The following is a 25,632-nucleotide window of genomic DNA, read 5'->3' on the forward strand; positions in this document are numbered from 1 at the left end:
CCGGTTGTCCCCCTACTCTTTCAGACCTGAATGCGCCATCGTTTGCAGCACCAAGCGCTGCGTTACAATAAAGACGATAATCGTCGGCACAATCATTAATAAGCTGGCGGCGGCCAATGTGCCGACACGCGCGACGACACCGTACCCTCCGCTTATCGTCTGGATCGCCAGCGGCAGCGATTTCATATCCTGATCGGTTGTATACACCATGGCCGGATATGGATCGTTCCAAGCGGATATAAAGCTGAATAAGGCAAATGTTGCAATAGCCGGCTTCAGCATCGGCATAACGACGACCCAGAACACCTTCCATTCGGAAGCGCCGTCTATACGCGCCGCCTCAAGTAGAGCATCCGGGATTTGGCGCAAAAACTGCGTCATCAGGAACATCCCGACCGGAGCTGCCAAATAAGGCAATATCATCGCCCAGTACGTATTAATGAGTCCAATTTTGCTTATGAGCAAATATTGCGGAATTTGCACGACCATCGGCGAGAACATGATGGCAAGCACGACCATGTTGAAGATTGCACTGCGGAAAGGCATGTTATGCTTGGCAAGCGGGTATGCCGCCATTGCCGATACTAAAATTCCGAAGAGGACGATACATGAGCTTACGAGCAGGCTGTTGAATATGAAGCGTGAAAACGGAACGCTTGTCGTTCCCGTTATGAGCAGCAAATCGCGAAAATTGATCAATGTCGGATTGTTCACGAAAAACCGCGGCGGAAACAGGAACAGCTCACTGGTCGGTTTAAAGGCGGTAGACACCATATAAACTAGAGGAGCAAGCATCAAAAGACCGAACAACGTTAGAAACAGATAGAGGAAAAAACCGCCCCAATCCTTCCTGCCTTTCACTGCGCCAGTCATATCGGTTCAGTCCCTTCCTAGCCATTTGAATATGAGACGGTTAAGGCCGATCATCATGCCGAATAAGACAACGGCGATCGCCGCAGCGTAACCCATCTCGAATTTGATAAACGCGTAATCGAATAAATGCGTCAATATCGTATGCCCCGCATAGAGCGGACTCGGTAATCCGACGAGCTGCACGCTGACGTCGAATATGGTCAATGAGCTGACGACCTGGAGTACCGCTCCGAACAGCAATTGAGGCTTAACCGATGGAACCGTAATATAAATGAGCTGCTGCCATCTGTATTTGATACCGTCGATTTCTCCCGCTTCATAAAGGTCCTTCGGAACGTTTTGCAGACCGGCCAGAAAGGCCAGAAAGCCTACCCCCATGGACATCCAAAGCGAGACGATGATGATGACGGGCACAATCGAATTAATATTCTGCAAAAACAAGTAAGGCTCGTCGATAACGCCCAGCTTTGCCGCGAAGTAGTTGAGCAAACCCTTGCGGTCGCCCGCGAACAGGTAGAGCCATACGACCGACATAGCCGTCGCGCTCGTGATCGACGGCGTGTAATAGCAAAGCGTATAGAAAAACCGGTATTTTTGCGGAATTTGACTAATCAGCCATGCAAGCAGGAATGCCATTATATATCCGACCGGACCGGTAATGAACGCGAATTTCAGCGTAACTCCGATCGCTTTCAGGAAAATGTCGTCATCGACGAACAAGAGCCTGTAGTTGGACAGTCCGATAAACTTAGGAGCCTCCAATATGTTGTAGTACGTAAAGCTCAGGACGACCGAAGTAACGACCGGAACGATCGTAAACAAGGTAAACAGGATGAGAAAAGGGGCGAGAAACAGGTAAGAAACCCTGTTTCTCTTCATTTCCTGCCACAGCAAGGACAGCTTACCCTGTTTTTGGAGGCGCTCCGCTGCCGGTAAGACTACTGCTGTTGCCGCCGTATCTGTGTTCATTTTCACGGGCTGTCGCCTCCTTTTGAAGCTTGCTGATCGGTAGATTCGTCATTCAACCCGAATTCCTCACGCTTCTTGCGCAGTTCCTTATCGATTTCCTTAACGCCTTCCTCAATCGCTTCGCGAGGTATTTTGCCGTTAAGTACAATTTGATTCCAGATGTTCGCGATATGCCTTGTCGTATAGTAACCGCCGATAACGACCTCGCGCTCCTTGAACCATTCCCACTGCTGGAGAATCGCTTCAATATCAGAAGACTGCCACGGCATTCGCGTCAGCGCTTCGATGTTCGCCGTATTCCAGCGCGCTTCCACGCCAAGCAGCGCTTCAAGCTCGGAACCGAATCTTTCCTGCGTATCGGCACTCGTCCACCATTTCAAAAACTCCCACGATTGCTCTTTCATGTCGGTGTCTTTGAAAATCATGCCCGTTTGCGCCAAACCGCCAGTCGAGCGGTTGATTTGACCGTCCTCCTGCTCGATTCCCGGCATCGGTTTCATTCCCCACCAGCCTGTCAGCTCCGGCGCTGCCGTTGAGAGCAGCACGTAGGTGGAGTAATCCGCAACGCCGATCGGCATTTCGCCGGAACGGAAACGGTTGTAGAAATCGGCTTGCTTCGAAATCTTAAAGTTTGTGAATAAGCCCGTCCACAGCTTGAACGCTTCCATCGCTTCCGGCGAATCTAGGTTCGAGAATTTACCGTTTTCACGGTAGAACTCGCTGTTCTGCTGGAACAGGAACGGCGCAAATTCATTAATGGCAAGCCCCGGGTTATTCGGAGCATGCGGATAGAAGAAATCCATTCCGTTCTGCTGCAGAATCGGAATCAAATCCATTACTTCCTCCCACGTATCCGGAATTTGCTCTTCCGTTATGCCTAATTGCTGCATGATGTCTTTTCTATAAAACAGCATGTTGAAATTCTGGTTCTCCGGCAGCGCATAGCTTCCTCCGTTGTACTTGTACGGAATGAGTGCACCTGGTCTGAATCGTGCCGCTACTTCATCGTAATCGCTGTACTCCTCCAAATTGACAAGTCCGTTACGAACCGCGTAGTCAATCGGAATTTCACCCTCAACACCAAGCGCTACATCCGGCGCAACTCCGGCTGTGCTTGCAAGCAGAAGCACCTGCATTTGCTGAGCCGGGATGACGTTGATGTTAACCTTTATGCCGGTTTCCGTTGTAAAGTCCTCATCGATCATTTGCTTAATAATATCGACCCAGTCACGGCCTCTGGCTACCCAAACGTCCAGCACCTGCTCATCCTCATAGACGTTGCCGATACCGCCGTAATTTTTCGTAAAAGAGCTCGTAAAGTCATAAAGCATTGTTCCCGTTCTTGCTATCCAGCCCGCGGCCGGCTTCGGCCAATCGGTATCCGGCGATTTGACGATCAAATAATCAAGCACCAGGCTTTGTTTGCTCAGTCCGTTCACCCATGTGCCAAGCGATGCCTGCAAATCGTTAAATTGTCCCATCCGTCCGGGAATTGATATCGTATCGTTCGCCAAGCTCAGCAGCACGTCGCGCGCTTCGTAAAGCGTGCTCACTTCCGAGCTGCCTTCATTAACCCCAAGCGCATACAACCCTTTAATCGTCTCGTCGAGACTTTGCGCCATCAGTTGCAGACGCGGCACTAAATTATTAATATTTTGCTCCAGGCGCCAGTCGCCGTTCGGATCGGGATTCGTACCCGTCACTTGAATGACTTCCCGGCCAAGCAATGACATTTTGCGTGTCGTATCCGTAACGGTTTCAAGCATCCGTCCAAGGGCGCCGACCTGCACCTCCATGCGGATCGTATGCTTCCCCTTTTCTAAATAATAGAGATACGGTTCACTCTCTCCGCGGCCGCCAAATTTTGAAATCTGCCATTCCGCTTTGTAAGGAAACGAAATTTCATTCATTTCTTTAAACGGAAGCTTTCCGTCAATTGTAACCTTTCGCTGCGTCGGCATGCCGTTCAGGAACCATTGCCCGTAACGGGCGCCGATTTCGTACAAACCGCTTTCCGGTACCTCCACTTCCCATTCTGCCCATTGTCCGCCGGTCCGCCAGCTTGCTCCGCCAAACGCGTTGAGAACGATAGAGTCCTTATTAAAAGGCTCTGTAGCAGGCTCGCGGTCCTCGATCCGCTTCAGTGTCGGGTCCGATTTCAAGGTAGAAAGCTCGGCCTGCGCCTTAATAAGCTGACCTTCGACCTTCTTGTAGCCTTGCTGCTCGTAGGTGCTGAGCACCTCCTCATACGTTGGAACGTTTACCGGTGAGAAAATATCGATCTCACCGATAGCGGCAGGTTCCCGAACCGCTTGAATCCGCAGCGTATGCTTGCCCTTCGTTAAATAAAAGCGAAACGGCTCGTATACTTTGCTTTCAGCATCGCGGAATTCCCGGTACTGCCAGCCCGCTGTTTCTTCCCTGCGCGGATTAAATTCATTGCCTTGATTGTCGAACCAAGGCTCTCCGGCTTCCTTCCACATCCTTTGGAATTCCAGCTTCTTCGCCTGGAAGAACGGATATACTCCGTCAATTTGTATGCTTCGAACGATAGAGGAGCGCTTGCCCTCCATCGCATAATAGCTCATTCCCATTTGATAATAGCCGTCCTGAGGCACCTCAAAGGCGTACTCCGCCCAGCTGTCCTCTTCGATAAGCGCCAACGCATCGCCGCTTCGGCCACCGAGGCCGGATTCGATACGGGTACCCTTCCCGCTAAGAGCCTTAAAATCAACAGATGACAACGTAAGCTTAAAATCAGCCGTATCGGCAGCACCCTGCTCGTTCCAACTATCCACATATTTATTAAAAGACGGCTCCAGCTTGCTGCCGGCGTCTTCAGATTCCAATATTGACGATTCATCTATTCCCGCATCAAGTGAAATACCTGCCATTGCAGCATCGTTGTAACCCCTTGAATTATTCCACCATAAAAAGAAGCAGACCAATACGGCAACTACAACCAATGTCACTTTATACTTTCTTAGCCAACGAATCACCAAGGAGCACCCCCTTGCTAAATAAAAGACCCGAATCATCCCTTTGTTAAGGGATGATTCGGACAAACCGAACCCGCAGTTTTCTTCAGAACTATTGCTGCAGTTCTTTCAACAATTTTTCTTTTTCGGCTTTAAGCTTGTTTTCAACGTTTTCTTGCGTTTGTTGAATAGCTGTCTTGGAATCGACGTTTTTATCAAGCGCTGCTAGCACGCCTTCAAGCCATATCGGCCAAGCCATTCCGTCAAGACGAGTGTAACGTCTGACTGGAAGCAAGGCGGCAAGCTCGGTGTACAATTTGTAATCTTCTTGATCGCCTAAGTATGGATTCGTATGATTGATGTACCAATCTTGGCTAGTGATATGTTTATAGTCCGGTTGAACCGATTCCTCGATCCACAATTTCCATGCCGCTTCGGATGTTGTAACGAACTCGGTGAACGCCCATGCCGCTTCTTTATTTTGGCTTTGCGATGGAATTACGAATGTCGAGCCGCCCATGCCTACGTTAAGACCGAAAGGCATCGTCGTCGCTCTCCATTTGCCCGCTAGATCCGGGAAGTTCTCTGCCAGACCGCGCGCGCCCCAGCTTCCGACTACGAACATCGGGGACTCGCCTTTTTTCACGCGCTGTTTGCCTTTATCGCTGAAGATGCCGTCATGCGGGGCAATTTTCAATTGGTTAACTTGCTTGGAAATATCAAGGAATTTCACGAACTCTTCGGAGTTGCGAACCCAGTTCATTTCACTGTCATAGTAGCCTATCGAATCGCCGAGCCAGTGAACAGGTGAATCACGCCATTCCATCGCGTACTTGCCGTTTGCTTTCAACGTTTGCGCAAGCGTGAAGAAGTTGTCCGGATCTTGAATATACTCGCCAAGCTCAGCCGGATCGGAAGGCAAGCCAAGCTCTTCAAAAATATCCGCACGGTAGTAAGTTACAGCAGGCGTAACATCCCACGGCATACCGAGCAGTTTGCTGCCGTCAATCGACGACCAACGGTTCCAGTTGTACTCCGATACCAGGCTTTGATATTTGCCGGCGTCATATTGCGGCTGAAGCAAATCTTCGAGCACGTTTCCTGTGCTGTAGCGCGGGAATTGACCTTGCTCGACAAGCGCGACATCCGGTGCGCCTTTGCCTGCTGCCAAAGTCGTTTGCAGCTTGTCATGCAAATCGCCAAACGGCACGAAGATCACTTTCAGCTTAATGTTCGGATACGCTTCGTTAAATGCTTTTGTAAGGGCAGCATCATTCTCTTTATTGTCAAGAAACGTCCAGAGCGTTACTTCACCGGAAATCGATGGATCGATCGTCGATTTTGCGGCAGCATCTCCCTCTGCTTCCGCGTTCTCTGCCGCCGGCTCATTTGTCGCCGCTTCATTCCCGGCCGCTTCCGTGTTTGCCGGCGTATTTTCTGCAACGTTATTCGTCTTCGTCCCTGCACCACTGGAGCATGCGGTAATGAGCATGATAAGAGCCAACATAAAAATGAAAGTGCTTGCAACCTTTTTCATTAAAAAAGCCTCCCTCATATTTGAAATAAAGCGTTTACATTTCAATCCTAAAAAGGTATATTCATTTATACCTCTAATCACAAACGACAACTATTTCTCAGCTGCATCTTTTCTTGCTGGTATGACACCCTTTGACTTTTAATCAATTAATAAAAGTATTAACGGTAGAATGTGGCACAAGAAACCCTTTGATAACACCAACATATTTACACGTTTCTAGATCCACCTCCTTAAGAATTAATTATTTTGTTAATCGATTAATAACTTTGTTACATCATTATTTTAACATGGATTTTTATGAATTCAACCCCCAATTTGCAAAATTCCACTTTTTTTTGAAAGCGTTTACGAAAATAAGCGAAGTATTGACACCGACATGCCGTATGGCAGCGCATTTTATGAGATTCCCGCTCATTTTTACGACAAAAAAAAATCACCCCAGAAAGGTGATTAGCATTTTTATAAAGTAATTTTCTTATTAGATGAAGGATTGTTGGTGCAGCAAATTAAACGACATCATAGCCTTGATCCTCGATTGCCGCTTTGACCGCCTCAAGCGTTACCTTTGTTTCGTCGTATTGCACCGTTACCTTTTTGCTTGCCAAATCAACCTTGCCGCTTGCACCCGCGCTGCCAACAGCCTTCTCTACTGCGCTGACGCAATGTCCGCAGGTCATTCCCTCTACCTTCAATACTGCGTTTGCCATTAAATGAACCCCCTTCAGCCTACTTCATTAATTTGTTAACCGTAATTAGCAGCTCGTCAATAACTTCACTTTCACCTGCTTGAATACGCTCGACTACACAGCTTTTCATATGACCTTCGAGCAGCAGCTTACCGACGCTGTTAAGCGCTGATTGTACGGCCGCTATTTGGTTAAGCACATCATCGCAATACGTATCCTTCTCGATCATTGCCTTGACGCCCCTAATTTGACCTTCGATCCGGTTCAGACGGGTAGTCAAATTTGCTTTCATCTTATCCGTATGATGACTCTTACGCTGAGCGGACGCATCACAGAATTCAGCAGACGAATGACAATGCTCGTCAACCTCATCGTTTTTTTCATTGTTGTTCACATGTCATACCTCCATGGGGTATATGTTATGTATTCATCTTACCATACCCCTTAGGGGTATGTAAATACCCTTTTGTATTTGCTATTTGTTCCATCTCAACTACTATTATTATGTAATGCAATATGCTACTATCCACATAAGAAGCAGAACCAGCATCTAAGACCGCTTGCAGCTCCCGCAAACTTCACGCTTTGCGCAGCATTCAGGCGGTTTTTATGAAGCGAGAGGATGATTCGTTATCAGAAAGCTCATAAATTTCGCACATCGGGGCGCAAGCGGTTATTGTCCCGAAAATACGATGGCTGCTTTTTCTAAAGCGCTTGAGCTCGGGGCTACAGGTATTGAAACGGACGTTCAAATGACGAAGGACGGGATTGTTGTCCTCCTTCACGACGAATCATTAGCACGTACGACCGGACGCCATCAGCTTGTGAAGGACATGGATTACGCCGAGCTGAAGACGCTCGATGCCGGAAGCTGGTTTGATTCTGCTTTTCAGGCAGAACAGATCCCGTCTCTTGAACAACTGCTGGAGCTAATTAAGCATACCGGTACCATCCTAAATATTGAGCTCAAAAACGGCATCGTGCTGTATCCCGGGATTGAACATAAAGTAATAGAAGCGGTGCGAGCCTTTCAAATGTCGGACCGTGTCATCATCTCCAGCTTCAATCATTACTCACTCGTGCAATGCAAGCGCTTGGCGCCTGAAATTCGTACCGGTGTTTTGTATATGGAAGGGCTTTATCGTCCTTGGGATTATGCGGTGGCGCTGCAAGCGGACGCGCTTCACCCCTATAAGTACGCCGTTACGCCTGAATGGATTGCTGAGGCTGCCGCTCACGGCATCGTCTATCATCCTTTTACCGTTAATGAACCTCTTGAAATGGAGCGTTTAATCGATGCAGGCGCAGCAGGGATCATTACCGACTATCCTGACCGGCTGGCGGAGGTGTTAACCAGGAAAGGAGCGCAAACGGAATGAAAAAAACGTGGCTGCTCGGGTTCGGGTTTTTTAGCATCAGCATTACATGGGCATTGTACAACGCCTTTGTTCCATTTTTTCTTGATGACTTTTTGAAGAGCACCTTGCTTATCGGCTTCATGATGACAATCGACAATTATTTCGCATTGTTTTTGCAGCCGTGGATCGGCAGTAGAAGCGATCGCACGAACAGCCGCTTCGGCAAGCGAATGCCGTATTTGCTCATCGGAATGCCGCTCGCCGCCCTATTTGGAGCGCTGATTCCATGGCATACCGGACTGCTTACTTTAATTTTATTTATGGTGCTTATGAATCTGTCGATGAGCTTATACCGGTCTCCAACCGTTGCGCTCATGCCTGACATAACGCCGGATAACAAGCGCACGCAGGCGAACGGCGTCATTAATTTTATGGGCGGTATCGGTTCGATCATCGCTTTCGGCGGAGGTGCGTTCCTGTACGAGATGCATTCCTCGCTTCCGTTTCTTTCCGCTTCCATTCTGACATTGATATGCCTTGCGATTCTTTTATATACGATAAAAGAAAAACGCGATGCCGTCGCCTACGCGCCAGCCGATCACAAGCCCACTATTTCGTTCAAAGGTGAATGGAATCGTCCCACGCTCTTTTTACTCGGAGCTATCTTTTTCTGGTTCTTGTCTTACCAAGGCGTTGAAGCCTTCTTCACCTTATATGGCAAAAACCACCTGCAGCTGACGGAAGGCCAATCTTCGTTCTCGCTCGCCTTTTTCTCGTTGGCGTTCGTTCTCGCCGCCATCCCAAGCGGCCTGCTAGGAAACCGGTTTGGCAAAAAGCCCGTTATCGCCATCGGTGTCGTTGGACTTATCCTCATTTTTGCGGCCATTTCGTTCGTCGATTCGCTTCTGCCGCTTCGGATTATGCTTATTGTCGGCGGAATCTTCTGGGCAATGATAAACATTAACTCCTACCCCTTCATTATCGCGCTTGGCAAGGAGCAAACCATCGGGACAAGAACCGGTATTTATTATTTAGTCTCCTCGCTCGCTGCCATTACATCACCGCCGCTCATGGGGGGCTTGATCGATCTGTTCGGCTATTCGGTTCTGTTCTACTTCGCCTCCGGCGGCATGGTTATCGCCTTGCTGTTCCTGGCTGGAGTCCGGGACAAAGGGCTAACGAAAACAATCTCTGCGCAAAATGGATCGACAAACATTTAAATAACCCCCACCTTAAGAAAAATCAGCGCTTCGTGGCTTTAAAATATAACACTGCGAAGCACAAAGAAGGGCACGACCGGGAACCGGATTGTGTCCTTTTTTGCTGTTTGAGCTGACGATAGAAGTGTGTGGGATGGTAAGAAGCAAATCCATTTATCCGTTCGTTGATATATACGATTTTTAGAACATAATTGGCAGGATTCATGGAAAAAGACAAAATATATGCGATTTTTCACATAAATTTTTCACTTTAGCCAGCCCAGGGAATTTTATATATGATTTTTCATATATAATTCCAAGCATTGAAGCATTGAATCAGAAATAGTGCTCATACCAAATCCGGACTTTGGATAGAGCCCACATATTCATAGTAGATGACTCGCTGGGACACTCCTCTGGCCACAGCCCGAAATTTCCCTTTATCGACCAGCATGCGGCAGTACTTGATGACAGTCATAATATGCAGTTCCAACTCCCTTGCAGCCTCGGATGGGCGGATGGCACGATTATGGCGAATGGCCGCTCGCATCAAGTCCCGTTCGATTTTTGAATAGCGTTTCTCCACCATTCTTCTGGTTGCACTCTCAACAGACAGATAAGGAGCCAAAATGCTCCGCAATGCGGAGAGAATGAACGAAGGGTTCTCTTTTAACTCATCCAAAGAGATGTAGAAGACCTTACAGTCTTGAGCTTCAAGAAAAAGTCCCCGGTTCAAATCCATCCGATATTTGATTCGATCCGTTCCGTGAGAGCCAAAGTCCATGATCTCAAATACAATACGTATAGCTCCAACAATCCACATGAAATCGACAAAGTAGGATCTCCCTCTCCAGTCCTTTACTTCATATTCAGGATGCAATCCATGGAAATGTCCGATAAGCTGCCACCAGATTTGCTCAAGAAACAATCGATTTCCGAACCCATGGCCGCGTTTCAGAGCATCTAGACGTTCCCCTCTTCTTCGCCTAAGATGATCACCTACCCATTTATCGTTTTCGATCTCAAAACCCATTCCCTGATCACTCACCTCTCCATATTCGTCTAATAAAACACAAAACCCCGCCTCCTTTCCGTTTTAGAAAGGAGGCGGGGCATTCTTTGCCACTCGGTTAATGCGTGATAACCATAATGTGCCACAATATAGTCAGAGATCGCAACAGGAAATTGGAAAACTACAAAATCCAGCTGAATGATCCTGAATCGGAAGGATTGCGGCCGGCCATCCGCGGTTCAGTTTTAGATAACTGTACGCGTATTTATAATAATGGCTGTATCTGCTGTCCGCGATTATCTCTTACTTTTAGTATACTTTTGTTTAATCTTCAACTATTCCTCATGTTCGAAAGGAGTGTTTTCACCATTATGTATTCTCGCCGGAGCATCCCACTCCTCAGAGTGGGATACATATGAAATACCTTTATCAATTAATCCATTAATGGATGCTGCCTTTGCTAAACCCGCCGCCCATAACGTCGGATACATGCTCTATCGCAATAAACGCCTTACCGTCAATAGATTGCACGATTGCTTTCAGCTTAGCAAGCTCCAAACGTGACACGACGCAATATATCATTTGCGTATCCTCCTTCGAATAGCCGCCGCGTGCTTGAATCAATGTCGTGGTACGTCCTAAACGATCGATGATTGCCTGGGAAATTTCCTCGAACTCGCTCGAAATGATCGTCACCGATTTAGACTCATCGAGACCCTCCACGACGATATCGATCAATTTAATTGCTATATAGTAAGTAAACATCGAATACATCGCCGAATCCCATTCGAATACGAAGCCCGCAATGACAAAAATAACGACGTTGAAAATCATAATGATTTGTCCGACAGGCATGCGCAGCTTCTTCGCAATCAATATCGATACGATTTCTACGCCGTCGAGCGATCCGCCGAATCGGATCGCGAGACCTACGCCTGCGCCCAAGATCAGTCCCCCGAACAATACAGCCAGCAGCTTCTCTTCCGTGAACGCGTCAACATGATGCAGAAGCGAGGTCGTTACCGACATGACAATAATCCCGTACAGCGTCGATATAGCAAATGTTTTGCCGATTTGCTTATACCCGAGAATGAGAAACGGTACGTTAACGAGGAATAAGTAAAGTCCGAGCGGAAGCGGCGTTAAGTAAGCCAGCATAATAGAAATTCCGGCAATGCCTCCATCGATTACGTTATTAGGTACGAGAAATAATTCCAAGGCAACGCCCATTAAAACCGAACCGATCGTGATGAATACGAACCTCTTCAAAATTTCTAAAAACGACAGCCCTTTGTGTACTTTTGCCAATAGATCATCCCCCATTTTGCAAGATTTCATCCTCTGACTGTAGCACAAAAATGGCGTTTTTTCAAAAATGACGGCTCCCCCCCGAAAAGAAAAACCGTTTACTCAGGCTTGAAATCCGCCACTCTAACGGTATTTCCGCATCAAAAAATGCACGCGGTTACTTCTCGACAAATGGAAACAGCAGCTTTTGCTTGTCGCTATCGTACATGTTTTGCTTCGTAATCACCTCGGACCCCGTATCGATCATCGGCTCCACTTTTTTGTCCGCGCTCAAGTCCATCGCTGCTTTCACTGCCAGGTAGCCCATATTAAACGGCTTCTGCACGATGGTCGCGTGTAAAACATCCTCCTCGAGGTAGGCAATCTCCTCCATAGAACTATCGAAGCCGATCAGCTTCACGCGTGATACGGCCTGCTTCTCTTTAATCGCTCTTGCGGCTCCCACCGCCGATGGCTCATTCAAGGCGGCAATGCCTCGCAGTGTCGGTTCCTTCCGCAGCAGCTCTACCGTAAGTTCGTATGCCTGCTCTTCGGAAGCGTCACTATAAAGCGTATCCAGAACTTGAATGTCCGAATAGCCGGCTAGACTCTCTCGCACCCCTCGCTCCCGCTCCATTGCCGTCGCTGACCCTCGCACGAAATTCAGAATAGCCACAGGGCCTAACTCGCTTTGATCGATAGAATCAATTAATAACTGGCCTGCCTTCTGCCCGGCCGCGTAATTATCCGTTGCGATGAAGCTGCTCGAAATGCCATCCTTAAGACCCGAGTCGACCGTAATCAGATTGATGCCGGCTGCCACAATCCGCTTCGCGACCGGCACGATCCGGTTATAATCAGTCGCTGCCAAAATAATAACCTGCGGCTTATCCTTAATGGCCTGCTCCAGCAGCGCAATTTGTCCGTCGATATCCGACTCCGTCAGCGTACCTGCTACCTGCACCTCCACATCAAATTCCTCGGCTGCCGTATTAACGCCTTGCCGCATCACTTCCCAAAATTCAACCTGACTGCCCGTCGTTTTCGGGACGAACAAGATATGCGGTTTTTGCGGCTGCAGCTTGTTGATTCCCGCATCAACAACAAAAGCAGCCATGACTGTTAACAAAATGGCGCATACAGCAATAAGTGTCCATTTTCGCATGATGGTTATTCTCCTTTATCTTCCATTAATTCCGGCATGCGAAGCGTTACTGTTGTTCCTTCATCCAGCTCACTGTCGAATGACAAGCCGAACCGATCCCCGAAATTGAGCTGTATCCGATGGTTTACATTTTGCAGACCTAAACCGCTTGTTGCAGAAGTAGAGGTGTACGCAAGCGGCCTTCCTTTTGCTAAACTCGCATTCAGCTTCGCAGCGTCCGTCCCCACACCGTCATCAATAACCTGCAGCTCAATGCCATCATTCACCCGTCCCCCTCTAATGAGAATGTGTCCGGAGTCGGCTTTGTTTTTAATACCGTGGTAAATCGCATTTTCAACAAGCGGCTGCAGCACGATTTTTAAAATTTTACATTCCATAATAGCAGGGTCAACGTCGAAGCTGTAGGTGAACTTGTTGCGGTAGCGGATGTTCTGAATCGTCAAATATTGCTCAATATGCGCAAGCTCGGCACGGATCGGAATAAGCTCCTCTCCCTTGCTGATCGTAAAGCGCAGCAGCTTCGATAAGGCCGACGTCATTTTGATGACATCGTCCATCTTGCCCATCTCCGCCATCCAAATAATTGAATCGAGCGTATTGTACAAAAAATGCGGGTGAATTTGCGCCTGCAGAGCCTTCAGCTCACTGATCCGCTTGTCCTCCTGCTCCTGCACGACCTGACTCATCAAATCCTTGATTTTGCCGGTCATCAAATTAAAGGTGCGGGCCAGCTTGCCGATTTCATTCGTGCTCTCTATTTCAACCCTCGTATTGAAATCCCCTTTCTCCACTTTCTTCATGTGGACGTCCAGCTTCTTGATCGGCTTCGTTAGCGTCAAGGAAAGCAGAATCGAGAACGTAAGGGCAATAATTAAACAAACGGAGCCCCACAGCATTGCGGAAAATTGAATTTGCCTTTTATCGCCGACAAGCTCCTCCGGATAATTTACGCCAATGACCTTCCATCCGTATTTAGAGCTGCGGATCGTATAAATCTTGTTGGTCCCATCGCTCTTCGCCTCGAACGAGCGGTCACCGACGGGCAAAAAAATTTGATCCAGCTCCTCCGATTTCAAGCCTGAGTAAATGAGCTGCTGCTGCGGATGGAAAATAAGATCGCCCCTTGGATCAAGCAGAAACACATAACCGCGGTTGCCCATATGAATTTGCTTGCATAAGTCGTTGATGACGTTGTAGTTCAAATCGACGAGCAGTACGCCAGTGCTGCCATCCGCAGCAGTCTGGGCTTGACGGCTGATCGATACGACCCAGCGGTATTCATTTTTATAAATATGCTGAACGCGCGAGGATGAAATGACCGACTGGCTCCCGGCTTCTTTCGCCGATTTGTACCAGTCCTGATTCAGCAGCTCGTTATAGCCCTTAAGCCGCGCATCGCCGCGGTCGGATACGAGAGCACCATTCGTGCCGATGAACACAATAGAAGCGATATCATTGCGTGATTCCACTATCGAGCGGAAGAATGTGCTTGTCTGCTGAACGAGCGCCAATCCTTTGGGATCATGCGGATCCGGCATCCGCATCAGCTGCTGCAGCTCTTCATCGCGAAGCGCCAGCTCCGCAATGCTTTCCATATTGCCAATATAGGTCTGAATGTTGGTGTTTACCTGTTCGATAAGCTGCGCCGTATAATCGTAGGAGTTGTTTTTGACGGCGTCGGAGGAGAGCAAATACGTATTTACGCTTAGGATGACAGTCGTACAAATAATAAGGCAGGAGAAGGCGATCGCAATATTGGTATGAATGCTCTTGAATTGAAATAGGCCGCGACCTTTCATGACGTGCCGCTCTCCTTCATTATCGTCCTGTATTCCTTCGGTGTCCTGCCCGTATTTCGTTTGAAAATAACGCTAAAATATTGCGGATCACTATATCCGACCCGCTCCGCAATATCGTATGTCTTCAATTGCGTAGTAATGAGCAGCTGCTTGGCCTTGTCGAGGCGCAGGCGCGTCAAATATTCGACGAATGTATCGCCGGTTTGCTGTTTAAATAAGCCGCTGAAGTAACTGAGACTGAGAAAAACATGCTGGCATACCTGACTAAGCGACAGCTCAGGGTCATTGTAGTGTTCGTTTATATACAAAATGGCGTCCTGAAGCTGCGTATTGTTCACATTCGTTCGCCGCTCCGACAGAAACGCAATGACGCTGCGGCACATTTCCTCCAGCCAGCTTTTCATTTGGTCCACGGTCTTAAGCGGCGGAATACGGGAAAACGGATCTTCACCAAGCAGCTCCGAATCATCGAAGCCAGACTGCGCAATTACGTTGATGAAAGCCGCCATTACGCGGTGCAGGTAGCCGTAACAGCTGCTCGCCGTTGCCCCTGACTCCTTCAACTCCGTGAACCATTCGTCCAAAATGACTGCTGCATGCGAAGCCTTTGCGGTTTTCAGCGCAGCCATCAGCTTCTTCTCGAATTCATAATAATTCGACGGACCGTTCCGGTCGCCGAACTCAACGTCCTGAATGGAAATGATACGTCCGCTTCCCAGCAGAAAACGGTAATCAAGTGCGGAGCAGGCCTCTTGGTAAGAGGTGCGCAGCTGTGCTATTGATGTATAGACGCGTCCGATACCGATCGAAACATCCCGCCTCAAATACTTTTGAACCGCTTGTCCCACATGCGCAGCAAGCTTTTGAGCCTTAACGGCAGTGTCCTCCGCCGGACCCCCAAGCAGCGCCGCTACCTTGTCGTCCCGGGTTTGGAATACGATTCCCTCGTTCTCCTCCTGTAGGATCTCCTGTGCGATATTGAACATGGCGAAGCGGAGAAGTTCCTCCGTGCCTGAAACTACTGTAGATGTAGACCCTCGTTGCGCTTCGCCAGCACCTTCCAAGTCGAACAGCATCGCCAAAAATGTAGCACCCTCCAGCTTGATCTGAAAGTAGTGAAATTTTAGTTCAATATCGTGAACCGTCATCGGAACAGTGACCAGCTTATCAAGGAAACGCTCGCGCAGCAGCGGCAAACTTTCGTGCAGCTGCTGCCGCAGCTTTGACATATCTTCCATACGAGCCTGTTCGTCATCCAGCTCCCGCTTCATTTTCAATAATAAATCGGTGAATTCTTGCAAATTGATCGGCTTCAGCAAATATTCGTTTACTTTAAGCTTGATCGCCTGCTTCGCATAATCGAAATCCTCGTATCCGGTCAAAATGACAATTTTCAGCTCCCGATACATCCCGCTTATTAGCGCCGTCAGCTCTAGTCCATCCATATAAGGCATGTTGATATCCGTAATGACGACGTCGGGATGCAGCCGTTCGACAGCTTCGAGCGCATCTCTGCCGTTACTGAAATCGCCGACCAGCTCGAAGCCGCAGCGCTCCCAATCCGTCAGCCGCTTCACGCCTTCCCTGACTTCATCCTCATCGTCGACGATCATAATTTTGTACATCCGTTTCACTCCCTTGAGGACTGACGTTTATTGGCATGCAAATGCAAGCATCAAGGCTTCAGTTGTTGATGCGGAATTTTCTTTCCTGCACATCATAGTGCCACAATTTAACATGATCATTCGATTACTAAATATTATTGTTCAACTACTTCGCTACAGTTTCACTTAATACACAAATGCTTTTATGCTTCATACTTGATTTTCGATAGCGCTTACAATAATACCTGCTTCCTGCGAGATGAGGTGCATTTTTGCACCTCGTTCCCGCTCACGCGCCAATTACGGCGAAAGGAGGTGCATTTCTGCACCTCATCGGGCTGCCGTTCCCGCAAGCGGTCCACCACCTCAAGCAACAGCAAAGCAGCAGGCCCGCAAAAATCTGCTGGCCTACTGCTATCACATGCCTTTATTTATTCATACAGAAGCGGTTTGATCGTATCCGAGTCCATATTTGTGCTGTCATACCAGTGGAAGCCGGTGTCGATCATCGGCTCTACCTTCTCGCCGTTAATCGCCTGTACCGCTGCCTTAACGGACCAATAGCCAATGCCGATCGGATCCTGCGTAATCGCGCCTGCCATCGTGCCGTTCTTGATCGCCTCCATTTGCAGCTTGCCGGAGTCGTAGCCGATTACCGTAATTTTGCCGTTTTTACCGAGCTCGGTTACCGCGTTGACAACGCCGATGGCTGAGCCTTCATTTGCACCGAAGAAGCCTTTCAGATCGGGATGCGCTTGCATGATCGCTTTCGCAAGGTCCGTCGATTTGAGCTGGTCGCCCGCCCCGTATTGAATATCTACAATTTTGATATCCGGATATTTCTCTTTGATTTGATTGACGAACCCGTCGCGGCGGTCGATACCGGTACGGCTCGTTTGGTCGTGTATGATGAGCGCAACTTCGCCGGAGCCGCCGATCAGCTCCGCCATTTTGTCAGCAGCCAGCGCCGCTGCCGCAATATTATCCGTTGCAGCCGTCGTTACTGGAATGTCGCTGTCAACGCCGGAGTCAAACCCGACTACCGGAATGTTGGACGATTTTGCTTTCTCCAACAGCGGAATCGCTGCTTTGCTGTCCAATGCTGCGAATGCGATTGCACTAGGTTTCTTGTCGAGTGCTGCTTGGAGCATTTCAATTTGTTTATCCACCTGAGCTTCCGTCTCAGGCCCTTCGAACGTTATTTCGACGTTCAGCTCTGTCGCCGCTTTCTCCGCGCCTTGCTTTACCGCCTGCCAGAACTGATGCTGGAAGCCCTTTGAGATAACCGGAATATACAGCTTCTTATCGCCTGACGTGTTTTTCGAATCATTCTCTGCAGCTGCTGCAGGCTGATTGGCCTCTTTTTCTCCCGCGTTGTTGCCGCCATTCGAACCGCATGCGCTAAGTACCATAACTGTTACTAGAAGAAACATCGCAACTGACATCCACTTATTTCTTTTCAAAGCCGATCTCCCCTTATGTTTCAAATGGTTGTATTGAACCTCCTCAGGCCAGCTCGGCATTCAGAGGGAAATACCGTTTCTCACTTCTTGCGGCGGCGTAATATATCGGCATAGACCGCTCCAATGACAACTAAACCTACGATAACGACCTGCCATTCTTGCGGCACTGACAATATGCGCAGACCGTTCGTCAGCACACTCATAATAAGTGCTCCGATGACCGTTCCCAGAATCGACCCCTGTCCCCCGCTGAGCGAAGTGCCGCCGATAACAACCGCCGCGATCGCTTCCAGCTCATAGCCGGAACCTAATGCAGGCTGCGCCGAATTGAGGCGTGAGGCCATCATAATACCGGCGATGCCGGCAAACGCGCCAGTAATGACATAAATGAGTATTTTCCAGAAGGTGACGTTCACGCCGGATAGCCTTGTTGCCTCCTCATTGCTGCCTAGCGCAAAGTTGTATCGTCCGATAATCGTCTTAGACAGTACAATGCTGGCGATAATCGCGAGCCCGAAGAAAATAAACACGGCGAACGGCACCTTGAACACCGTACCCATCGCTATTTTCGAGAAAGCAGGCGTGTCGTTGAAATAAATCGGCTTGGTGCCGGATACGACGAGCGACAGCCCTTTCGTCACCATCATCATGCCTAAAGTAGCGATGAACGGCGGAATGTTCATTTTCGCGACAAGCCAGCCGCTTATGAATCCGCACAATGCCCCGGTCAAAATACCGCCTGCTATGCCCAGGGGAATCGGCAAGCCCCAGAATGTAATGACGACGCCCGTCATGACCGACGCGAACGTCATCACCGTGCCGACCGACAAATCGATTCCCCCCGTAATGATCACGAAGGTAGAGCCAAGCGCCAGCACGCCGATAACTGCGGTCGAAAGCATTATGCCGATCACATTATCAAAGCGTAAAAAGTTTTCGGACGATAACGAGAAGAACACGACTAATAAGATGAGACTGGCAAACGCCAGCAGCTTTTGCGTTGCGCCCGTTTTCATAAACACGGGCTTCCGTACTGAAACGCGGTTCTGTACTTCAGCTAACTTCATTTCGCTTCCTCCTCCACTCGCATCGTTGCAAATTTCATAATGGCTTCCTGTGTCGCTTCCGCGCTGCTCAATTCGCCGGTAATGCGTCCTTCGCACATGACGATTATCCGATGGCTCATCCGCAGTATTTCCGGGAGCTCCGATGAGATCATAATGATCGACTTCCCTTGCTGCACCAGCTCATCCAACAGCTTATAAATTTCCGACTTCGCACCGACGTCAATGCCTCGCGTCGGTTCGTCGATCATTAATATTTGACAATCGCGCGTCAGCCATTTGCCGATAACGACCTTCTGCTGATTGCCGCCCGACAAAAACTTAACCTTCTGGTCGACGTTCGGCGTCTTGATTTTGAGCGATGCTACATGCGCTTCGGCGTTACGTTCCATCTTCGCTTGCTTCATCCATCCGAACGGATTGCGGAAGCTGCGATACGATGCAATCGAAATGTTCGTCTTCACGTCCATGTCGACAAGCAGACCGAATTGCTTCCGATCCTCCGACAAGTAACCGATCCCGCATCGAACCGCATCGTTCGGGCCTTTAATGCTAACACTCTTCCCGTTCACGAGAATTTCGCCGGAATCAATCGGATCCGCTCCAAAAATCGCCCTCGCCACCTCCGTCCGTCCCGCTCCCATCAATCCGGCAAATCCGACGATTTCGCCTTTATTCAAATGAAAGCTGACGTCCTTCACCGCATTGCCGCGACTCAGCCGCTGAACCTCCAGCACTTTAGTCTGTTGCCCGCTGCCGTCGATGCTCGGCTTTGACGTGCTGTATATTTGCCGCCCAACCATCATTGAAATGATTGCATCAATCGTCGCTTCGTCCGTACGGACCGTATCAACATAGCAGCCGTCGCGCATAACCGTAATGCGGTCAGTAATTCGCTTCAGTTCCTCCATCCGATGCGAAATGTAGACGATGCCTACTCCTTGCTCGCGCAGCTGCGTTATCATTCGAAACAGCTCGTCAATCTCTGCGTTCGTGAGCGCCGCTGTCGGTTCATCCATAATGAGCACCTCAGATTTAAAAGAAAGCGCTTTCGCAATTTCGACCATTTGCTGCTTGGCTACAGTAAGCTCAGACACGAGCGTACGCGGATCGAGCTTCAAGTTCATTTGCTCGAACAACGCTTGCGTCCGTCCGTTTAGTTCGTTATCGTCGAGAAAAAGGGGAAACTTCGTGCGCGGCTCCCTCCCGATAAAAATATTTTGCGCAATCGTCAGATCCGGCATCAGCTGCAGCTCTTGATGAATAATGCCGATGCCAAGATTTTGAGCAGCTTTCGTATGGGCAATCTCGACTTCCTTGCCTTTATAAACGATTCGCCCGGCATCCTTCGTATAGACTCCGGTTAATATTTTCATCATGGTCGACTTGCCGGCCCCGTTCTCGCCAACCAGCGCATGCACTTCCCCCGCACGCAGCTCGAAGCGGCATTGATCAAGCGCCAACACGCCGGGGAATTGCTTGGTGATGCCGTCCATTGACACTAAAATCTGACTCATCGCTCCCACCCCAATCGGTTTGTGTGCTCATTGTATGATGAATAGCGATCCAGATATATGGAGAAATCTCCTGTAAAAAGTTGATTATTTTCTCTATTCGCAAAAAAAAGACCCATTCCCCTGCATTCAGGGAAATGAGTCTTCTTTAAGGTAACCTTTTTAGTCGACGTAGCCGGCAAGCCCTTTGTCCATCAGATAGTCCATTTCAGCGTCTAAAATCGACTCCACCTTCAGCTCATCCAGCTTAACGTCGCTGCGGCTGAGAATGTAGTCCACCAGCTCGTCGCTGTCAATGTCCACCTCGCCTTTGGCATCCTCTTTCGCATTATTGATAAAGGCTTGCTCATGCTTCAACACGATCAAGATGCTGTTTGCATCGAGGCTCGTTTCGGTTGCTATGTACTGCAGAAGCTCCTGCTCATTGACTTGATCCGTCATCGTTTGTCATCTCCTTATCATTTGCGTACCGTCATTGTATCATATCGCGTCTATTGTCGCTAAAAAGCGATAGGCAGTCAAAAATTCCTAACCTTTTACTGCCGAAATTAATAAGAACATCGGGCGCCGGATTTCTTCTTGCCAGGCAGAATTCTTATCCAGCATATCCTGGGTTGGTTGAAGTTCGGAAAGCTTCATAATTCTAAAGCCGGATTCAATTAATGCGTTAATATAGGTGGTGACGGTGCGGTGGTATTTGATGACATCATTGTCCAAAAATCTAGACAGCCGTGGACCTTCCTCATGGTAGTTGTCGACAGGCCAATGCAGTTTCTCACCTTGCTGGCCGTAGTACCAGTCTTGTGTGGCGAGCGCGGTGAAGATAGGATGCTCAACCGACAGCACGAAGGTACCATCTTGTGCAAGGCAGTGATAAACTTTACGGCAGATGAGGTCGAATCGCTCTACATAGTGGAGAGCAAGAGAACTTATCACCACGTCGAATTCCCCTTCAGCAAAGTCGATGTCTTCGATTGCAAGACGCCGATATTCGATTTGTGGATCTTCGGTCATAGCCTTAGCTCGTTCTAACATATTCTCTGAGAGATCTATGCCTACCACCGATCGTGCCTGAAGTTCGCGTGCATAACGGCAATGCCAGCCAAAGCCGCAGCCAAGATCAAGCATTTTTTTGCCGCGCAATTCAGGAAACAATGTACGAAAGGTGGTCCATTCACCGGCAGCATCCAATCCGCCCAGCGAGCGCGGCATCTGACTATATTTTTCGAAGAACCCGGAATCATCGTATTTGTTCTGTTTCACAATAATCGAAACCTCCTAATCAGATCTTATTATTCAATCTTTTCGACGGGCTACATGGAGAACAGCGCCCCAGTGACGGCGAACCGACTTTTCTGGACGACTATTAAGGCGAACTCGGATTTCGTTGAAGAGTTTGTCGCGTTTCCATTCCTCCATGAGTATGTGCCCGGAGAAGGTTTCGAGGAGTTTAATGTACTCGTCAACATGATAAATGCGCTCCCAATCGAAATGTCGTATGTGAACAACCTCAAACAGGCCGCTATTTTCAATCTCATCTCTTTGCTCGCGAAGTTCCCCTGGTCCCGGCCAATCGTTGTTTTCTACCGATTTCCCTTCGCCGATCTCATAGTAAACGGTTTGAATTTCACGGAAGAATGGGTCTCCATCGTCTGGAAAAACGTGATCTGCGTTCCAAAATGCCAGGTGTCCGCCGGGACGAAGAACCTGCCATGCCTTAATGTACCGAACTTCGGGATCAACCCATTTCCAAGCGGTTGCAGCGAATACCAGATCAAACTCATTCTCCGCCTCCGGTTGCCAGTCTTCGAAGCTCCCGTTGATGAAGTCAACGTCCATTCCGACAAGGTTTTGACGGGCAACCGCAGCGAGCTCAGCGCCAAGTTCTACGCACGTGATTTTAAATCCTCGCTTGGCTAACGGGAGAGTAGCCTTTCCTGTAGCACAACCAACTTCCAACAAACGATCACCCGGATTCAAATTTGTCGCATGGATTAAATCATCGAACATTTCTTCCGGGTAATCCGGACGCGCCTGCTGATAAATATTCGCGGCTTGTTCAAATGACTCGCGCAATTTTTTATTATCATTTTTCGAGTTCATAATACCTCCTTATACTTAACTGAAAAAAGCAGGCCACTGTGGCGCCTGCTGCTCTCGTTGTCTTTCTTTATTCCTTCTCAGACTTCATTTCAATCATTTCTGAATGCTCTTCCCATTTAATTAGAAATTTTACTATATAATCTTGCCCTAGTGCAGTCATGACTGTTGAGGGTCCAAGATCATAAATCCCATTTTCAGGTTCATCAGTGACGGACACACCACCACTTCCGACATCATCACCTGCATCATAATCATAGCTTATTTTCCCGGTTGGATTTGGCTTTTTACCAATATACTTTAATAACTTTTTTGTTACGTAATTATCTGTATCTTTCGTTTTGTAAATGATATAAACAGCTGCCCAATTATCCGTATGCCCCTTATACACATTGAAAAATTCAATGCTTTGTGAATTGGATAATTCGGGAATATCTTTATTCTCCATACCAGAATAAAAATAATTAGAGTGCTCTGTGCAGCCAGTCAGAACAAATACACATAATACAATCATGAAAAGTGTCCTTCTCAATTTCATCCCCCTAATCGTCAAGCGCTTTGACCGCTCGCGCTTGTTTGTCCAATCGTTCCATGGGCAGACACCTCTTTTCAATATTACAAGCATGTAATAAGCTGTTGAAGAATACGCAGTCCTTCCTTTTCATTCCTATTTGCAGCTTCAATGAACTGAACATCTTGTTTGACGCTAAGTGCAGTAAACGAATCCGCTATGCCGCTATACCGCAAGTATAACCGACAAAGGTACGCTCACGGAATGCGTGTCTAACAGCCATTTGTAAAGCCTTCTTTACCGCCATTCTATAATCGGGCTGGTCCCCGGCAGAACTCAAGGAAAGGACAAACAAGCCCTGCGATGCGCCACTGCCTAGCCGTTCGTAAGGAATGGCCTGCTTTTTGCGCGAATCCTCCACAAGCAGCAGCTGCTCCTTTTCGTCATATCCATAAACAACACCGAACTCTGACGTGAACAAATCCCATGCAATAACCGGCTTTCCTTCCCCTATGATATCTTGGATATGCTCGATGCTTCCCCGAAGCATGAATGGCGATGGGGTAATTCCGCCGTCTCCGGACATCTTGCAGGACAAGCCTATATTGGCGAGCCCTTCCCGGAAAACGGGTTCCCAGAAATACATAAACGGGCCGGAACGATTCACTTGCTCCGTATCCACCGTTAACCGGAAAGCTTGACCCGTTAAACCCATAACTTCAGTTAACGAAAGAAGTCAAAATACCCGAGTTGCATTTTTTTTCTTTATACTACATAACTTCCTGTAAAATTAAATGACCGTGAAGCTTGTAATATAAGCCTTTTCTCGCCAGAAGCTCCTCGTGGGTTCCCCGCTCCGCGATTTCTCCGTCCTCAATGACGAGGATCATGTCAGCATTTCGAATCGTGCTTAAACGATGTGCAATGACGAAGCTGGTTCTGCCTTGCAGCAGCTTCTTCATCGCCTCTTGAATTTGCAGCTCCGCTAATGTATCAACGCTGCTCGTTGCCTCGTCCAAAATAAGCAGCGCAGGCTCGGAGAGAATGGCGCGGGCAATCGTAATAAGCTGCCGCTGTCCGTGGCTGATATTGCCTCCTTCTGCCGTTAGCTCGGTATCGTAACCAAGCGGAAGCTTGGATATGAATGCGTGCGCATTAGCCTGCTTCGCTGCCGCTTCCACCTCTTCATCGCCAGCATCCAGCTTGCCGTATCGGATATTTTCACGTATCGTGCCTGAGAACAAATGAGCATCCTGCAGCACAATACCGAGCTGGCTGCGAAGACTATTTTTATCCATATCACGTATATCTACATCATCGATCAATATTTGACCGTCTTTGATCTCATAGAAACGCCCGATCAAATTAATAATCGTCGTTTTTCCGGCACCTGTCGGTCCGACTAGCGCAATCGTTTCCCCGGGTTTTGCGGTAAAGCTAATATTTCTCAACGCAGCTGTTCCTTCACTGTACTCAAAATGCACATTGCGGAATTCAACTTTACCGGCAACAGCCTCTATTCGGTTCATAGACTTTGTCTCATCGTACTCTGAAGGAATCTCCATGATCTCAAATACCCGCTCGGCGCCTGCAACCCCTGATTGAATGAGATTATATTGATTTGCAACTTCATTCAGAGGTCCGCTAAACTGACGGGAATAGCCAAGAAAACTGATAATAACGCCAACAGTAGCCAATTCATGTACAGCCAACCAGCCTCCGGCGCCCGCAATAATTAAGTAGCTAATGTGACTGAACATGTTCATGAACGGGCCCATCGTGCCCGAGAAAATTTGCGCTTTAATGCCAACCTTCTTCAGCTTGGCGTTTGCGGTGCCGAATTGCTCTGCCATCCGCGCCTCTTGATGAAACAATGTGATTACCTTCTGACCGGATACCGTTTCTTCGATAAAGCTGTTTAAGCTGCCTAGCTCCTGCTGTTGGCCTTTGAACTGACGCTGCGTTACCTTGGCGATTCTCTTCGTAACGAAGACGATAAGCGGGATGACGACAAGCGCCACCAGCGTTAACCAAACATTTAAAATCAGCATCATGACGAAGGAACCGACAAGCATAATAACGCTTGAAATCATTTGTATCAAACTTTGGTTTAACGTATTCGTTACATTATCGATGTCATTCGTAGTGCGGCTCATGAGCTCGCCATGATTTTTGCTGGAGAAGAAGGGAATCGGCAGCTTTTGAAAATGAATGAACAAATCCTTCCGCAAGCGCCATACCGTTCGCTGGGATACGTCTGCCAAAAGAACAGCTTGCAGCCAGCCGACGAGGCTGCCTGCCGAATATACGCCAAGCATAAGCAGACACAATTGGAGCAGTCCGTCGAAATTTTTGGCAATAATATAATCGTCCATGGCCACACCGAGCAAATACGGTCCTGCTAGGGTAAGACCCGCTGAGGCGACAGTAAGCAGGATGACCGATATGAGCCTGGTGCGCTGATGGAGCAAATAAACGCCGATTTTTTTTGCAGTAGAAAAAGTATGATTCAT

General features: G+C 48.4%; 22 protein-coding genes. 2 read left to right on the top strand and 20 right to left on the bottom strand.

Going from position 1 to position 25,632, the window contains the following annotated elements; all coding sequences use genetic code 11:
- Window positions 1-12: 12 nt before the first annotated feature.
- From DFP97_RS09145 to DFP97_RS09170, 6 genes are all read right to left on the bottom strand, one after another.
- Entirely contained in the window at window positions 13-873 is an 861-nt protein-coding gene (locus tag DFP97_RS09145) for a carbohydrate ABC transporter permease (protein ID WP_114379695.1), read from the bottom strand.
- 6 nt (window positions 874-879) lie between these two features.
- Window positions 880-1,842, bottom strand: a complete 963-nt coding sequence (locus DFP97_RS09150) for a carbohydrate ABC transporter permease (RefSeq protein WP_114379919.1) — start codon at window positions 1,840-1,842, stop codon at window positions 880-882.
- Window positions 1,843-1,844: 2 nt separating this feature from the next.
- Window positions 1,845-4,841, bottom strand: coding sequence for an extracellular solute-binding protein (locus DFP97_RS09155; protein ID WP_181873426.1), 2,997 nt, complete (start codon window positions 4,839-4,841; stop codon window positions 1,845-1,847).
- A 91-nt stretch (window positions 4,842-4,932) separates the two neighbouring features.
- Window positions 4,933-6,357 (bottom strand): ABC transporter substrate-binding protein, encoded by a 1,425-nt coding sequence (locus tag DFP97_RS09160; protein WP_181873427.1) that lies wholly within the window; start codon window positions 6,355-6,357, stop codon window positions 4,933-4,935.
- A 506-nt stretch (window positions 6,358-6,863) separates the two neighbouring features.
- Window positions 6,864-7,064, bottom strand: a complete 201-nt coding sequence (locus DFP97_RS09165; protein ID WP_114379698.1) for a copper ion binding protein — start codon at window positions 7,062-7,064, stop codon at window positions 6,864-6,866.
- 19 nt (window positions 7,065-7,083) lie between these two features.
- A complete protein-coding gene (locus DFP97_RS09170; protein WP_114379699.1) occupies window positions 7,084-7,437 on the bottom strand; it encodes a metal-sensitive transcriptional regulator in 354 nt (117 codons plus the stop codon).
- Between the two features lie 238 nt (window positions 7,438-7,675).
- Here DFP97_RS09170 and DFP97_RS09175 point away from each other — a divergent pair, with 238 nt between their 5' ends.
- Window positions 7,676-8,422: a glycerophosphodiester phosphodiesterase gene (locus DFP97_RS09175; RefSeq protein ID WP_114379700.1), complete on the top strand. Its 747-nt coding sequence runs from the start codon at window positions 7,676-7,678 to the stop codon at window positions 8,420-8,422.
- On the top strand, window positions 8,419-9,621 hold the full coding sequence (locus tag DFP97_RS09180; RefSeq protein ID WP_114379701.1) for an SLC45 family MFS transporter: 1,203 nt from the start codon (window positions 8,419-8,421) through the stop codon (window positions 9,619-9,621). Before DFP97_RS09175 ends, DFP97_RS09180 begins: the two co-directional genes overlap by 4 nt.
- A 328-nt stretch (window positions 9,622-9,949) precedes the next feature.
- On the opposite strand, the gene DFP97_RS09185 is transcribed toward DFP97_RS09180, so the two are convergent.
- From DFP97_RS09185 to DFP97_RS09250, 14 genes are all read right to left on the bottom strand, one after another.
- Complete coding sequence (locus tag DFP97_RS09185) at window positions 9,950-10,633, bottom strand: hypothetical protein (RefSeq protein ID WP_114379702.1); 684 nt, start codon at window positions 10,631-10,633, stop codon at window positions 9,950-9,952.
- 420 nt (window positions 10,634-11,053) lie between these two features.
- Complete coding sequence (locus tag DFP97_RS09190; protein ID WP_181873428.1) at window positions 11,054-11,920, bottom strand: YitT family protein; 867 nt, start codon at window positions 11,918-11,920, stop codon at window positions 11,054-11,056.
- 157 nt (window positions 11,921-12,077) lie between these two features.
- Entirely contained in the window at window positions 12,078-13,064 is a 987-nt protein-coding gene (locus DFP97_RS09195; protein WP_114379704.1) for a substrate-binding domain-containing protein, read from the bottom strand.
- A gap of 5 nt (window positions 13,065-13,069) precedes the next feature.
- Complete coding sequence (locus DFP97_RS09200) at window positions 13,070-14,863, bottom strand: cache domain-containing sensor histidine kinase (protein WP_114379705.1); 1,794 nt, start codon at window positions 14,861-14,863, stop codon at window positions 13,070-13,072.
- The gene (locus DFP97_RS09205; RefSeq protein ID WP_114379706.1) at window positions 14,860-16,488 is read right to left on the bottom strand and encodes a response regulator; all 1,629 of its coding nucleotides are present in this window, start codon (window positions 16,486-16,488) and stop codon (window positions 14,860-14,862) included. The genes DFP97_RS09200 and DFP97_RS09205 overlap by 4 nt, the downstream gene beginning before the upstream one ends.
- A gap of 410 nt (window positions 16,489-16,898) precedes the next feature.
- A complete protein-coding gene (locus DFP97_RS09210; RefSeq protein WP_425453510.1) occupies window positions 16,899-17,930 on the bottom strand; it encodes an ABC transporter substrate-binding protein in 1,032 nt (343 codons plus the stop codon).
- Between the two features lie 80 nt (window positions 17,931-18,010).
- Complete coding sequence (locus DFP97_RS09215; protein WP_114379707.1) at window positions 18,011-18,997, bottom strand: ABC transporter permease; 987 nt, start codon at window positions 18,995-18,997, stop codon at window positions 18,011-18,013.
- Window positions 18,994-20,511, bottom strand: a complete 1,518-nt coding sequence (locus DFP97_RS09220) for a sugar ABC transporter ATP-binding protein (protein ID WP_114379708.1) — start codon at window positions 20,509-20,511, stop codon at window positions 18,994-18,996. Before DFP97_RS09220 ends, DFP97_RS09215 begins: the two co-directional genes overlap by 4 nt.
- 159 nt (window positions 20,512-20,670) lie before the next feature.
- Window positions 20,671-20,949, bottom strand: a complete 279-nt coding sequence (locus DFP97_RS09225) for a hypothetical protein (RefSeq protein ID WP_114379709.1) — start codon at window positions 20,947-20,949, stop codon at window positions 20,671-20,673.
- Window positions 20,950-21,036: 87 nt separating this feature from the next.
- The gene (locus tag DFP97_RS09230; RefSeq protein ID WP_114379710.1) at window positions 21,037-21,771 is read right to left on the bottom strand and encodes a class I SAM-dependent methyltransferase; all 735 of its coding nucleotides are present in this window, start codon (window positions 21,769-21,771) and stop codon (window positions 21,037-21,039) included.
- Between the two features lie 33 nt (window positions 21,772-21,804).
- Window positions 21,805-22,611 (bottom strand): class I SAM-dependent methyltransferase, encoded by an 807-nt coding sequence (locus DFP97_RS09235; protein ID WP_114379711.1) that lies wholly within the window; start codon window positions 22,609-22,611, stop codon window positions 21,805-21,807.
- A gap of 67 nt (window positions 22,612-22,678) precedes the next feature.
- On the bottom strand, window positions 22,679-23,122 hold the full coding sequence (locus DFP97_RS09240; RefSeq protein ID WP_114379712.1) for a hypothetical protein: 444 nt from the start codon (window positions 23,120-23,122) through the stop codon (window positions 22,679-22,681).
- A gap of 214 nt (window positions 23,123-23,336) precedes the next feature.
- Complete coding sequence (locus tag DFP97_RS09245; RefSeq protein ID WP_114379713.1) at window positions 23,337-23,834, bottom strand: cysteine peptidase family C39 domain-containing protein; 498 nt, start codon at window positions 23,832-23,834, stop codon at window positions 23,337-23,339.
- Between the two features lie 55 nt (window positions 23,835-23,889).
- Window positions 23,890-25,632 carry an ABC transporter ATP-binding protein gene (locus DFP97_RS09250; RefSeq protein WP_114379714.1) on the bottom strand — a complete coding sequence of 581 codons (1,743 nt, stop codon included), beginning with the start codon at window positions 25,630-25,632 and terminating at the stop codon, window positions 23,890-23,892.

Origin of the sequence: Paenibacillus prosopidis (assembly GCF_003337375.1) — a bacterium.
GTDB lineage: Bacteria > Bacillota > Bacilli > Paenibacillales > Paenibacillaceae > Pristimantibacillus > Pristimantibacillus prosopidis.

Excerpts from the sequence above, each read along its gene's own strand:
- DFP97_RS09240 (WP_114379712.1), bottom strand. The coding sequence starts at position 23,122 with ATGATTGTATTATGTGTATTTGTTCTGACTGGCTGCACAGAGCACTCT.
- DFP97_RS09200 (WP_114379705.1), bottom strand. The coding sequence starts at position 14,863 with ATGAAAGGTCGCGGCCTATTTCAATTCAAGAGCATTCATACCAATATT.
- DFP97_RS09160 (WP_181873427.1), bottom strand. The coding sequence starts at position 6,357 with ATGAAAAAGGTTGCAAGCACTTTCATTTTTATGTTGGCTCTTATCATG.
- DFP97_RS09205 (WP_114379706.1), bottom strand. The coding sequence starts at position 16,488 with ATGTACAAAATTATGATCGTCGACGATGAGGATGAAGTCAGGGAAGGC.
- DFP97_RS09225 (WP_114379709.1), bottom strand. The coding sequence starts at position 20,949 with ATGACGGATCAAGTCAATGAGCAGGAGCTTCTGCAGTACATAGCAACC.
- DFP97_RS09165 (WP_114379698.1), bottom strand. The coding sequence starts at position 7,064 with ATGGCAAACGCAGTATTGAAGGTAGAGGGAATGACCTGCGGACATTGC.
- DFP97_RS09220 (WP_114379708.1), bottom strand. The coding sequence starts at position 20,511 with ATGAGTCAGATTTTAGTGTCAATGGACGGCATCACCAAGCAATTCCCC.
- DFP97_RS09180 (WP_114379701.1), top strand. The coding sequence starts at position 8,419 with ATGAAAAAAACGTGGCTGCTCGGGTTCGGGTTTTTTAGCATCAGCATT.
- DFP97_RS09215 (WP_114379707.1), bottom strand. The coding sequence starts at position 18,997 with ATGAAGTTAGCTGAAGTACAGAACCGCGTTTCAGTACGGAAGCCCGTG.
- DFP97_RS09245 (WP_114379713.1), bottom strand. The coding sequence starts at position 23,834 with ATGGGTTTAACGGGTCAAGCTTTCCGGTTAACGGTGGATACGGAGCAA.
- DFP97_RS09235 (WP_114379711.1), bottom strand. The coding sequence starts at position 22,611 with ATGAACTCGAAAAATGATAATAAAAAATTGCGCGAGTCATTTGAACAA.
- DFP97_RS09145 (WP_114379695.1), bottom strand. The coding sequence starts at position 873 with ATGACTGGCGCAGTGAAAGGCAGGAAGGATTGGGGCGGTTTTTTCCTC.
- DFP97_RS09150 (WP_114379919.1), bottom strand. The coding sequence starts at position 1,842 with ATGAACACAGATACGGCGGCAACAGCAGTAGTCTTACCGGCAGCGGAG.
- DFP97_RS09195 (WP_114379704.1), bottom strand. The coding sequence starts at position 13,064 with ATGCGAAAATGGACACTTATTGCTGTATGCGCCATTTTGTTAACAGTC.
- DFP97_RS09250 (WP_114379714.1), bottom strand. The coding sequence starts at position 25,632 with ATGAATCATACTTTTTCTACTGCAAAAAAAATCGGCGTTTATTTGCTC.
- DFP97_RS09185 (WP_114379702.1), bottom strand. The coding sequence starts at position 10,633 with ATGGGTTTTGAGATCGAAAACGATAAATGGGTAGGTGATCATCTTAGG.